This window comes from Acinetobacter lwoffii, from assembly GCF_022809915.1.
Classification (GTDB): domain Bacteria; phylum Pseudomonadota; class Gammaproteobacteria; order Pseudomonadales; family Moraxellaceae; genus Acinetobacter; species Acinetobacter lwoffii_M.
In genome coordinates, this window is the sequence record NZ_JALGQY010000020.1 from 1 (window position 1) to 12,506 (window position 12,506).

Below are 12,506 nucleotides of genomic sequence, written 5' to 3' on the forward strand. Positions count from 1 at the left end.
CCCTTGAATTAAATAATTTTGCTGATTACTTTAAGATCAAATAAATTGTACGTTTTTTGATTTATGACGGAAGTCTAATCACTACACGCTCTTTTTTGTTTCTAGAAACAATCCATAAAGAAACACTAATATCTGTGGTATAAAACATATCCATCGGAAGGACAATAATAGCCTCGACCAAATCGTTTTCAATCAATTTTTTTCTGATTTCAAGCTCTACACCAGTTGCTGATAAAGCACCATTAGAAAGGATGAATCCTGCTACACCATTTTGCGATAGTTTAGACACCATATGCAAAATCCATGCATAGTTTGCATTACTTTTAGGTGGTATCGCATATGCAGACCATCGTGGATCATTAGTTAACTCTTTTTCACTACGCCAGTCTTTTTGATTAAAAGGTGGATTAGCCATAATAAAATCAAACTTTTCATCTTTATGTTGATCATTATGAAGAGTATCAGTTGCAACTTGCCCTAAATTTGCACTTAACCCTCTAATTGCAAGGTTCATTTTTGCTAATTTATAGGTAGTAGTTGTTTGTTCTTGACCATAAATAGAAATATTCTTTTTACTCCCTTTATGGTTTTCTACAAACTTTATCGATTGAACAAACATACCGCCTGAACCACAACATGGATCATAAATTTTTCCCTGAAATGGCTGTATTAGTTCTGCAATCAGATCAACTATACTTTTAGGAGTATAAAACTCTCCCTTTCCTTTGCCTTCAGCAAGAGCAAAATTAGATAAGAAATACTCGTAAATACGACCAATAAGGTCTTCATGATAGTTATGAACAGATTCTATATCATTCACCACATCAATTAATGAAGACATTTTATTCGCTGGAATTTGCATTCTAGAGAAATAGTTTTCAGGTAATGCTCCTTGCAAAGACTTATTATTTTTCTCTATTTCCGTTAATGCTTTATCTATTTTTATTGAAATATCAGTTTGCTTGGAATTTTTTACAATGTATGACCATCTTGCTTCCTCTACTAAAAAGAAAACATTATCTTTCTGATAAAACTCTTTTCTATCTACAAATTGTATGCCATAGGCTTCAATAATTTTGCTACGTTGAGCATCATAAAGGTCACCAATAAATTTAAGAAAAACTAACGACAAAACAATATGTTTATACTCAGAAGGTTCAACACTACCACGTAACTTATTAGCACTATCCCATAAAGATTCTTCAAAACTTTTTACTTTTGATTTGGTAGGTTTTTTAGCCACTGACTGTATTCCTGAAATTAATGCCCTAATTAAAGCAAATTTTTGATAAAAATAGAATTAACTAGCTTTTATTTGTTTGCTATGAATGTTTTTTATCCAACCATGTCATTTAGACTTAAAATAAAATACCGATTTATTAGCTAAAATTTTACCCTTGTAAATAAGTGTCAATTTTATTGATACTCTTTAATTGAAGCTAATACTTTGATAAAAAGTGTTAAGAAAACTGTTAATTTTTCATTTTTTTAGATAACTTTTCAAAATCATATACTTAACAAATATTTTAACATATTGATATGACATTATCGTAATTTTAGGTGGAGGCGCAATCGTGCTTCCGGTGTTACATGAAATTATTCCGGTAAATATGAACACCCTACGTCTTGAAGTCCGCCGTGCTGATGATCAGGCACTGATTACCCGTGACCGTAAGCGGGTCGATGTCATGGCCGAATTCTATGTACGGGTCAAGCCTACCGCAGATTCAATTGCCACCGCAGCACAAACCCTTGGTCAAAAAACCATGTCACCGAATGAACTGAAAAATCTGGTGGAAGGTAAATTTGTTGATTCACTGCGCGCAGTGGCGGCAGAAATGGCCATGGAAGAACTGCATGAAAAACGCGTCGATTTCGTGCAAAAAGTACAGCAAGTCGTTTCAGAAGATTTACATAAAAATGGTCTGGAGCTTGAAACGGTTTCCCTAACCGGACTGGATCAGACCGGATTTAAATACTTCAACCCGCAAAATGCATTTGATGCTGAAGGTCTGACCAAGCTCACTGAAACCATTGAAGATCGTCGCCGCAAGCGTAACCACATTGAACAGGATACCGATCTGGCGATCAAAACCAAAAATCTGGAAGCTGAACAGGCGCGCCTGCAAATTATTCGTGAAGAAGAATATGCCAAGCTGCAACAAGAACGTGAAATTGCCATTCGCCGTGCTGAACAGCTGGCTGAAATTGCCGCTCAGGAAGCCGGCAAAAAACGTGAAGCAGAAGAAGCACAAATTGCCGCTGAACGAGAAGTCGAACTCAAGCGTATTTTGGCCGCCCGTGATGTCGAGAATGAAAATATTCAAAAGGCTCAGCTGATTCAAAAAGCACAGGTCGAGCAAAAGAAAACCATTGAACTGGCTGAACAGGATCGCGCCATTGCCATTGCGGAAAAATCACGTGCTGAATCTGAAGCTAAAGCCCAAGCCGATCAGGCACGTGCACAAGCGGTAAAAGCGGAAGAAGAAGTCATCACCGTACGTCAAATCCAGCAGGCAGAGCGTCAAAAGGCAGTTGAGCTGGTCGCAGCCAAAGAACATGCTGAAAAAGATGCAATTGCAATTACAGTTGCCGCTGAAGCTGGCAAACAGGCAGCAGCAGATGATGCAGAAGCAGTGCGAATTGCGGCTGAGGCGGAAGCAGAAAAAGTCCGCCTTAAAGCCAAGGGCGAAGCGGATGCGAAAATTCTACTGGCTCAGGCAATGGAGAAACAGTATCAGGTGGATGCTGAAGGTACACGTGCGGTCAATGAAGCCAATAACGTCCTGTCACCTGAACAGGTCGAAATGCAGATTCGTCTGGCCATGCTGAAATACTTGCCTGAAATTATCCGGGAAAGCGTCAAACCAATGGAAAATATTGATGATATCAAGATTCTCCAGGTGAATGGCCTACATGGCGGTCATACCGGTGCCTGTCAGGCAGATGCCCATCATGAGAATGGTAATGTTGCTCTATCAGATCAGGTAGTGAATAGCGCCCTACGTTATCGTAGCCAAGCACCGCTCATTGACAGCCTGATGAGTGAGCTCGGTATTCAGGGTGGAGATATTAATGGGATGACCCAAAGCCTTAAAGCTAAAACTTAAAAATAGACTGAGATATAAAAAAGCTCCCATCTGGGAGCTTTTTTATTAAAGGTCTAATGTGAATATCACACTAAACCTTTATCTTTTAATACTTGCAGCATGGTTGAACCAAGTTCGGCTGGACTACGTGTATACGCCATACCCGCACGTTCAAAGGCAGCAAATTTTTCTTCAGCTGTGCCCTTACCACCTGAAATAATCGCACCTGCGTGACCCATACGTTTGCCTTTAGGTGCAGTTACACCCGCAATATAACCAACAACTGGCTTAGTCACATTCGATTGAATATATTCAGCTGCTTCTTCTTCAGCTGTACCACCAATCTCACCAATCATGATAATGGCTTCAGTTTGCGGATCTTCCTGGAACAATTTCAAGCAATCAATCTGGTTCATGCCCGGAATTGGGTCTCCACCAATACCGATACAAGTCGACTGACCTAAACCGAGTTTTGTGGTTTGCGCCACAGCCTCATAAGTCAGTGTGCCTGAACGCGAAATAATCCCGATTTTACCCGGCTGATGAATATGCCCCGGCATGATCCCGATCTTACATTCACCCGGCGTAATAATACCCGGACAGTTTGGTCCGATCAGACGTGTGCCATTACCATTGGTTTCCAGATAACGCTTGGCTTTGAGCATATCGATGGTCGGTACACCTTCAGTGATCACCACAATTAACTCAATGCCAGAATCAACCGCTTCAACAATAGAATCCAGTACAAAGGGGGCCGGAACATAAATCACCGAAGCATCTGCACCTGTTTCTTTCACCGCTTCACGCATGGTATTAAATACAGGCAATTCTAGATGGGTTTGACCACCTTTACCTGGGGTTACACCACCCACAACTTTGGTACCATAGGCCAAAGCCTGTTCAGAATGGAATGTACCGTTTTTACCTGTAAAGCCCTGTACCAATACTTTAGTGTCTTTATTAACTAATACGCTCATGTTAGATACTCCTTAAGCTTTTACAGCAGCAACGATTTTTTCTGCAGCGTCAGCAAGACCGTCTGCAGAAATCAATTTCAAACCTGATTCATCCAGTAATTTCGCGCCCAGTTCCGCATTGTTGCCTTCAAGGCGAACAACCACTGGAACAGTCACATTTACTTCCTGAACCGCTGCAATAATTGCTTCAGCAATCATGTCACAACGTACAATTCCACCAAAAATATTGATTAATACGCCCTGTACAGAGCTATCTGCAAGGATAATTTTGAAGGCTTCAATCACGCGCTCTTTGGTTGCACCACCACCAACATCCAGGAAGTTGGCTGGTTGACCGCCATAAAGCTTAATAATATCCATGGTTGCCATGGCAAGACCGGCACCATTGACCATACAACCAATGTTACCCTCTAAAGCCACATAGTTCAGATCAAACTCAGACGCTTTTAACTCACGTTCATTTTCTTGAGACTTATCACGTAGTGCCGCCACTTCAGGCAAACGGTACAGCGCATTTGAATCAATTCCGATTTTGGCATCAACACACAGAATGTCGCCATTTTCACGCACAGACAACGGATTGATTTCGAAAAGTGCAAAATCATTCTCTATAAATGCCTGATAAGCAGCCGTCATGACTTTAACAAACTGATTAATTTGTCCATCTTTGAGTTTAAGTGCAAAAGCAACTTCACGCGCCTGAAATGGCATTAGACCGACTAAAGGATTAACTTCAACTTTAATAATTTTTTCAGGGGTTTCTTCGGCCACTTTCTCAATTTCAACACCGCCCTCAGTTGATGCCATAAAAGTGATGCGGCGAGTCGAGCGATCCACCACAGCGCCCAAGTACAGCTCGCGCTCAACCGGATAAACATCTTCCGAGACTAAAATGCTATTGACTGGCTGACCATTGGCATCCGTTTGATAAGTCACCAAGCGTGAACCAATAATCTGGTTGGCATATTCAGCAGCCTCGGCAGCCGATTTCACCACTTTTACCCCACCAGCCTTACCCCGGCCACCCGCATGCACCTGTGCTTTCAATACTGCGAACTTTCCACCCAGCTGCTCGAAAGCATGCACCGTTTCATCGGCATTGGTGGCAAGTATTCCTTCCTGCACAGGCATACCATATTTTTTTAATAGCGCTTTTGCTTGATACTCATGTAAATTCATTGAATAACCTTTTATTACTTCTTTGCCTTGTTATAACCCACTAGCACCCAGACGTCCGTCAAAGCAGTACCAGCATTTCTTAAAATCGTTATCTTTATTTTTAGATGATTGTTCCAATAAAAACAACCATGAAATGTAAAAAGAGCGACCTAAGTCGCTCTTTTTTCGAATTACTTACGCTTACGTTGGATCGCGTGAATCGCACGACCATCAACCGCAAGTGCAGCTTCATGTACCACTTCAGAGAAAGTCGGGTGACCAAAAGTCATCAACTGTAGATCTTCTACTGAAGATACGAACTCAAGTGCGATCATACCTTGGTGAACGATATCAGACGCAGCAGGCCCGATTACGTGCATACCGAGTAGACGGTCAGTTTTTGCATCAGCAACAAACTTCACGAAACCAGCATTTTCACCAGCAGCCATTGCACGACCGTTCGCAGCAAAGCCGAATTGACCAGTTTTTACTTCATGGCCTTTTTCTTTTGCTTGCTCTTCTGTTAAACCTACCCACGCCGCTTCTGGGTGTGTGTAAATTACAGAAATAATCGTGTCGTAGTTCACTTGTGCAGCATGACCGTGAATACGCTCAACTGCCATTACGCCTTCTTCCATTGCTTTATGTGCAAGCATTGGACCACGTACCAAGTCACCAATTGCGTATACGCCCTCAACTGAAGTTGCACACCAATCATTTACTTCAACCAGACCACGTTCAGTCAGTTTGATACCGCAATCATCAGCCAATAGGCCTTCTGCATAAGCACGACGGCCTACACAAACGATCAACTTGTCGAAAGTTTGAGTTTTGTCTTCGCCACCTTGAGTGTACTTAACCGTAACTTCACGACCGTTAACTTCAGTGCCAGCAACTTTCGCGCCTACACGGATATCAAGACCTTGTTTAGTCAAAACTTTTTGGTAGTCTTTTGCCAATGCTTTGTCAGCCATTGGTAAGAATGCATCCATTGCTTCAAATACAACAACTTCCGCACCCAAACGACGCCATACAGAACCAAGTTCTAAACCGATTACGCCCGCACCAATTACACCTAAACGCTTAGGTACTTCTTGGAATTCAAGCGCGCCAGTAGAGTCAACAATGATGTCTTGATCTACAGGAGCCACAGGAATATTTACCGGTACAGAACCAGTCGCAAGAATCACGTACTTAGGTTCTAAAATTTGAGTTTCGCCTTCGTGAGAAACAAACTCAACTTTTTTACCAGCAAGGAGTTTACCCGTACCTTTTAACCATTCAATACCGTTACCTTTAAGCAGGCCATCGATACCCATAGTCAATTGGTTTACGATTTTGTCTTTACGAGCAAGTAATTTTTCAAGGTCAAACTTCACTTCACCTGTAGTAATACCATGGTCATCTAGGTGATGAACGGTATCTTCATAACGATGAGAAGAGTCAAGTAATGCTTTAGACGGGATACAACCCACGTTCAAGCAAGTACCGCCTAAAGAGGGTTTACCTTTATGAATACGTTTTTCAATACACGCAACTTTGTAACCAAGTTGAGCTGCACGAATTGCTGCTTCGTAGCCGCCCGGGCCACCACCAATTACGACTAAATCGAATTGAGACATGTTTATCTCCAAAAATGGGCCTAGAGTTTTTTCCCTAAGCCCATAAATATATTCTTAAAAATTAAAGATCAAGGATAAGACGCGCTGGCTCTTCTAACAATTCTTTGATTGTTACAAGGAAACCAACTGCTTCTTTACCATCGATTAAACGGTGGTCATAAGACAGTGCAAGGTACATCATTGGCAAGATTTCTACTTGACCATTCACCGCCATCGGACGTTCCTGGATTTTGTGCATACCCAGAATCGCAGTTTGTGGCGTATTGAGAATTGGTGTAGAAAGCAATGAACCGAAAGTACCACCATTAGTAATGGTGAATGTACCGCCAGTCATATCTTCGATACCCAGTTTACCGTCACGTGCCTTGCCAGCATATGCACGGATGCCATTTTCAACTTCAGCATAGTTCATGCGGTCTGTATCACGAAGAACAGGAACCACTAGACCACGCTCAGATGAAACTGCAACACCGATGTCGTAGTAACCGTGATACACGATGTCATCGCCATCAATTGAAGCATTTACCGCTGGATAGCGTTTAAGTGCTTCAGTTGCTGCTTTAACGAAGAATGACATGAAGCCAAGACGCGCACCATGACGCTTCTCGAATGCATCTTTGTATTGAGCACGCATTTCCATGATTGGTTTCATGTTCACTTCGTTGAACGTGGTCAACATTGCAGTTTCTTGAGTCGCTGCAAGTAAACGTTCAGCAACACGCTTACGAAGGCGAGTCATAGGAACACGTTTTTCGATACGCTCGCCCACTGCAACGCTTAATGGTTGCGCTGCAGGTGCTGCCGGTTTCGCTTGATGATTTGCCACATCTTCTTTCGTGATGCGACCGCCACGGCCTGTACCAGCAACGTCAGCAGCTGCAACACCAGATTCAGTCAATGCTTTACGCACTGCTGGAGCCTGATCCTGTACTTGTTGACGTTCAACGATCGGTGCATTACCCGCTTCAGTTTGCGCAGCAGCTTGTTCAACTTTCTCTTCAGACTGAACTGCTTGAGTTTGCGTAGCGCCAGAAACAGCACCTTCTTCAAACTGTGCAATGACTTCAGCTGAAAGAACAGTATCGCCTTCACCTTTAATAATAGATGCAAGTGTACCGTCTGCAGGAGCAACAACTTCTAAAACAACTTTATCAGTCTCAATATCGCAGATCACTTCATCACGTGACACTGCTTCACCTGGTTGTTTGTGCCAAGTTGCGATCGTACCGTCCGCAACTGACTCTGGGAATACCGGTGCTTTAATTTCGGTTGCCATTACTTAGAATCTCCTGGATTATTCAGCGTCGATCGCAAGCGCGTCGTTGATGAGCTGAGCTTGTTGTTTTGCATGCAAATATGGTGAACCACATGCCGGTGCAGCAGAAGCTTCACGGCCTGCATAGCTAATACGTACTTGTTTACCCGCTTTCATCACGTCGTCATATAGACGCGGTGCGATGAACAACCAAGCGCCTTGGTTCTTCGGTTCTTCTTGCGCCCAAACAAGTTCTTTAACGTTTGGATATTGCGCAAGCACTTCTGCCAGGCGTTTTTCTGGGTATGGATATAATTGTTCAATACGTACAATTGCAGTGTTGTTCAATTCTTTTTCACGACGTTTTTCAACTAGGTCGTAATACACCTTACCACCACACAGAACCAGACGGGTTACATCTGACTTGTTGATGTTGTCTACTTCATCAATCACGGTTTGGAATGTACCGTTTGCAAGCTCTTCAAGGCTAGATACAGCAAGCTTGTGACGAAGTAAAGATTTCGGCGAAGTAACAATCAATGGCTTACGGATTGGACGAATCGCTTGACGACGTAATGCGTGGAAAATCTGCGCAGGCGTAGTCGGTGTGATGACTTGCATGTTGTCTTCAGCACATAGCTGCAAGAAACGTTCCAAACGTGCAGATGAATGTTCTGGACCTTGACCTTCAAAACCGTGTGGAAGAAGCATAGTTAAGCCACATACACGCTCCCATTTGGTTTCACCAGATGAGATGAACTGGTCAATGACAACCTGTGCACAGTTTGCGAAGTCACCGAATTGTGCTTCCCAGATGATCAAACTCTTAGGAAGAGTCGTCGCATAACCATATTCAAATGCCAATACAGCCATTTCTGACAACAAAGAGTCATAGATTGCAGTACGCGGCTGGTTTTCTTTCAGGTTACACAGTGGAAGATAAGTTGAACCATCTACCTGATTATGCAGTTTTGCATGACGGTGTGAGAAAGTACCACGACCTACGTCTTCACCCGTTAAACGAAGCAAGTAACCATCATCTAGTACAGTTGCATACGCCAGAGTTTCAGCAGCACCCCAGTTCAGAGGCATTTCACCCGTTTGCATTTTCAGACGGTCATCAATTACTTTTGCAACTTGACGCTGCATCACGAAGCCTTCAGGAAGCTCACGCATTTTCTTGCCAAGCTCTTTTAGACGTTCGATTGGGAAAGTTGTATCCCACTCGTCTGTGTACTCATGACCTAAGTAAGGAGTCCAATCCACAAACATTTTTTTGTTTGGTTCAAGTACCAGTGCATTGGCAACGTGATTACCCGCTTCCAGGTCTGCACGGTAGTTTTCAACCATTTGATCTGCACTTGCGCGATCAAGAACACCCTGTTGTACCAATTGATCCGCATAAAGCGTACGCGTAGTCGCTTTCTTGTTAATCACTTGATACATCATTGGTTGAGTTGCAGCTGGCTCATCCGCTTCGTTATGACCACGACGACGGTAGCAGAACATGTCAATCACAACGTCTTTACGGAAGGTATGACGGAAGTCATGTGCCAATTGTGAAATGAACACCACAGCTTCAGGATCATCACCATTCACATGGAAGATCGGTGCCTGAATCATTTTTGCGATGTCAGTACAGTATTCTGTAGAACGTGCGTCACGTGGATCAGACGTCGTGAAACCAACCTGGTTGTTAATTACAATGTGCACTGTACCACCCACGGTATAACCGCGAGTTTGTGACATCTGGAAAGTTTCCTGGTTAACGCCCTGACCTGCAAATGCAGCATCACCGTGTACGATTAGTGGCAATACGTCATCGCCGCCAATGTCTTTACGACGTACTTGACGTGCACGTACTGAACCTTCAACCACAGGGCCAACGATTTCAAGGTGTGACGGGTTAAACGCCAATGCCAAGTGAACTTCGCCACCTGGAGTCATCACGTTTGAAGAGAAGCCTTGGTGATACTTAACGTCACCAGAACCTTTCTTGTGAATAGATTTACCTTCGAACTCACCAAACAGGTCAGCCGGGTTCTTACCCATGATGTTAACAAGAAGGTTTAAACGGCCGCGGTGAGGCATACCGATCACAACTTCTTTACAGCCTACAGAACCTGCACGCTGAATAATTTCGTTGACCATCGGGATGAATGCTTCACCACCTTCAACGCCGAAACGTTTGGCACCAACGAATTTATTACCAAGATATTTTTCTAGGCCTTCAGCCGCAGTTAAACGCTCAAGGACATGTTTCTTTTGATCAGCATTGAAGCCATATTGACCGCGTGCACTTTCTAGACGTTGTTGAATCCAACGTTTTTCTTTGGTGTCCACGATGTGCATGTATTCAGCACCGATTGAACCACAGTAAGTGGCTTCCATTGACTGAACCATTTCAGCCAAAGTCGCTTCTTCTTTACCGATCGCCAAGTTACCAGTATTGAATACTGTGTCTAAGTCAGACTGAGTCAAACCATGCGCAGCAAGATCTAGATCAGGCACAACTTCACGCTTCGCCAAACCTAATGGATCCAGTTTTGCTTTCTGGTGGCCACGGTTACGGTACGCAGCAATCAGCTGTAGCACGCCAATTTGACGACGTTCATGCTCTGAGCTGACTGTCGACTGAACAATAGGCTGAATACGGCTTGAATTGCGACCTAAAAGTAGGAATTGCTCACGTACATTACTGTGTGGTTGATCACCTTTTGGGAATTTATCGAAGTACGCTCTCCAGTCAGCACCCACTGAGTCTGGAGCAGTCAGATACTGCTCATAAAGTTCTTCAATATACGCTGCACTATCAGCGGAAAGTTCAGTGTCAAGACGCAGAGCGTCAGCAACTTCTTGCATTTGTGGACCCATTTCCTATTGCAAAAACATTTTCAGGATGCTTTTTAAGCAAAACCCAGGATTATTAGCATCAAATTGGTAATATGATACTAGTCCCCCATAAGGCATAAGCCATGAGGCGTTATCACCACACCAAGAAAATCTTGATATGTTTAATGAACAATAACGCCCCTCAGCGGCATCATCACTCATTGAATACCCGATCGAAACCGGGCAATTTTTTGCAAATCGACTTAGAAAAAAGCAAGCATTAACAAAGATTTTTTCTAAAGCGACTCGGGTCTACCTTTATATACCAGTCCCTGATTATGCAGTGTTTAAAAAATGTACCTGGCGTGGCATTTTTTAAACATAGTCATGGGCTAAATGCTAACATAATCTCAACTTTTCAATTGATTTTTTTGACACATACCTTCCATAAATTGGCTAAATACAGTTCAGATATTTTACTCTAATATATGGTGCTTTATCTCAAAAATAGATTCAATGTAGACTTAAGTCCTAAGCATTTCCGATAAATAAAAAGAGAGCAAACCTTTCAATCCACTCCCTCCTTAAATTTCCGTTATATAATAACATCGTTCTTGCTATTTTTCAGGTCAGTTTTACATCTAAAAATCATAAATACCCAAAATAATCACATGTTCTTCTTATATGGCGCTCAAAGCCATTACCCTTTTCCTGACTGTTTCACTCAACTTTATACATTTTAAGTATAGTATCTTTATTTTTATCCTATGATTTTTTAATTTTTCTAATAGTTTGCATAAAAAAAGCACACCTGAAGGTGTGCTTTTTTCTAAACTGCAAAGAGCAGCCTATTAGCCTGCCATATCTAAAAGCATATTACGGATGTGACCGATTGCTTTAGTTGGGTTCAAGCCTTTAGGACATACAGATACACAGTTCATGATGCCTTTACAACGGAACAATGAGAACGGGTCGTCTAGACGAGCCAAACGCTCTTGTGTTCCCGTATCACGCGAGTCAATAATGAAGCGGTAAGCGTTCAACAATGCTGAAGGACCCAAGAACTTGTCCGGGTTCCACCAGAATGACGGGCATGAAGTTGAACAGCATGCACATAGAATACATTCATATAGACCATCAAGATGCTCACGCTCTTCAGGAGACTGTAAACGTTCCTTAGGAGGCGCAGGCTGGTTGTTGATCAAGAATGGATGGATCTTGTTGTACTGATCATAGAACTGGTTCATGTCAACCACCAAGTCTTTCACTACAGGAAGACCAGGCAATGGACGAACAGTAATTTCATTTGGTAAATCGTTCAGGTTCCAAAGACACGCCAAACCGTTTTTACCATTGATGTTCACGCCATCAGAACCACAAATACCTTCACGACATGAACGACGGAACGTTAAAGTCTCGTCCTGTACTTTCAATGCAAGAAGTGCGTCAAGCAACATACGGTGCTTATCAGTCAGTTCAAGTTTGAAAGTTTGCATGTACGGTGCTTTATCCTTGTCAGGATCGTAGCGGTAGATATGAAATGTACGAGTACCTCTACTCATCTGAATTCTCC

8 protein-coding genes are annotated in these 12,506 nt (G+C 42.7%); 1 reads left to right on the forward strand and 7 read right to left on the reverse strand.

Features of this window, described 5'->3' with window-relative positions; genetic code table 11:
• Positions 1 to 61 precede the first annotated feature (61 nt).
• Positions 62 to 1,243 carry a type I restriction-modification system subunit M gene (locus MTX11_RS10895; RefSeq protein WP_243475109.1) on the reverse strand — a complete coding sequence of 394 codons (1,182 nt, stop codon included), beginning with the start codon at positions 1,241 to 1,243 and terminating at the stop codon, positions 62 to 64.
• Between the two features lie 304 nt (positions 1,244 to 1,547).
• Here MTX11_RS10895 and MTX11_RS10900 point away from each other — a divergent pair, with 304 nt between their 5' ends.
• Complete coding sequence (locus tag MTX11_RS10900; protein WP_338129138.1) at positions 1,548 to 3,110, forward strand: flotillin family protein; 1,563 nt, start codon at positions 1,548 to 1,550, stop codon at positions 3,108 to 3,110.
• A 65-nt stretch (positions 3,111 to 3,175) separates the two neighbouring features.
• On the opposite strand, the gene sucD is transcribed toward MTX11_RS10900, so the two are convergent.
• The 6 genes from sucD to MTX11_RS10930 all read right to left on the reverse strand — a co-directional run bounded on the left by sucD (position 3,176) and on the right by MTX11_RS10930 (position 12,495).
• The gene (gene sucD / locus MTX11_RS10905) at positions 3,176 to 4,066 is read right to left on the reverse strand and encodes a succinate--CoA ligase subunit alpha (protein WP_004646291.1); all 891 of its coding nucleotides are present in this window, start codon (positions 4,064 to 4,066) and stop codon (positions 3,176 to 3,178) included.
• 12 nt (positions 4,067 to 4,078) lie between these two features.
• Entirely contained in the window at positions 4,079 to 5,245 is a 1,167-nt protein-coding gene (gene sucC / locus MTX11_RS10910) for an ADP-forming succinate--CoA ligase subunit beta (RefSeq protein WP_004646290.1), read from the reverse strand.
• Between the two features lie 170 nt (positions 5,246 to 5,415).
• Complete coding sequence (lpdA, locus tag MTX11_RS10915; protein WP_243475110.1) at positions 5,416 to 6,846, reverse strand: dihydrolipoyl dehydrogenase; 1,431 nt, start codon at positions 6,844 to 6,846, stop codon at positions 5,416 to 5,418.
• Between the two features lie 61 nt (positions 6,847 to 6,907).
• A complete protein-coding gene (odhB, locus tag MTX11_RS10920) occupies positions 6,908 to 8,122 on the reverse strand; it encodes a 2-oxoglutarate dehydrogenase complex dihydrolipoyllysine-residue succinyltransferase (protein ID WP_004279435.1) in 1,215 nt (404 codons plus the stop codon).
• Between the two features lie 18 nt (positions 8,123 to 8,140).
• Positions 8,141 to 10,963: a 2-oxoglutarate dehydrogenase E1 component gene (locus MTX11_RS10925; protein WP_004279434.1), complete on the reverse strand. Its 2,823-nt coding sequence runs from the start codon at positions 10,961 to 10,963 to the stop codon at positions 8,141 to 8,143.
• 821 nt (positions 10,964 to 11,784) lie between these two features.
• Positions 11,785 to 12,495: a succinate dehydrogenase iron-sulfur subunit gene (locus MTX11_RS10930; protein WP_004279433.1), complete on the reverse strand. Its 711-nt coding sequence runs from the start codon at positions 12,493 to 12,495 to the stop codon at positions 11,785 to 11,787.
• Between the last annotated feature and the right edge of the window lie 11 nt (positions 12,496 to 12,506).

Bases quoted from the DNA above. Each gene is read 5' to 3' on its own strand.
- sucD (WP_004646291.1), bottom strand. From the start codon at position 4,066: ATGAGCGTATTAGTTAATAAAGACACTAAAGTATTGGTACAGGGCTTT.
- sucC (WP_004646290.1), bottom strand. From the start codon at position 5,245: ATGAATTTACATGAGTATCAAGCAAAAGCGCTATTAAAAAAATATGGT.
- lpdA (WP_243475110.1), bottom strand. From the start codon at position 6,846: ATGTCTCAATTCGATTTAGTCGTAATTGGTGGTGGCCCGGGCGGCTAC.
- odhB (WP_004279435.1), bottom strand. From the start codon at position 8,122: ATGGCAACCGAAATTAAAGCACCGGTATTCCCAGAGTCAGTTGCGGAC.
- MTX11_RS10925 (WP_004279434.1), bottom strand. From the start codon at position 10,963: ATGCAAGAAGTTGCTGACGCTCTGCGTCTTGACACTGAACTTTCCGCT.
- MTX11_RS10930 (WP_004279433.1), bottom strand. From the start codon at position 12,495: ATGAGTAGAGGTACTCGTACATTTCATATCTACCGCTACGATCCTGAC.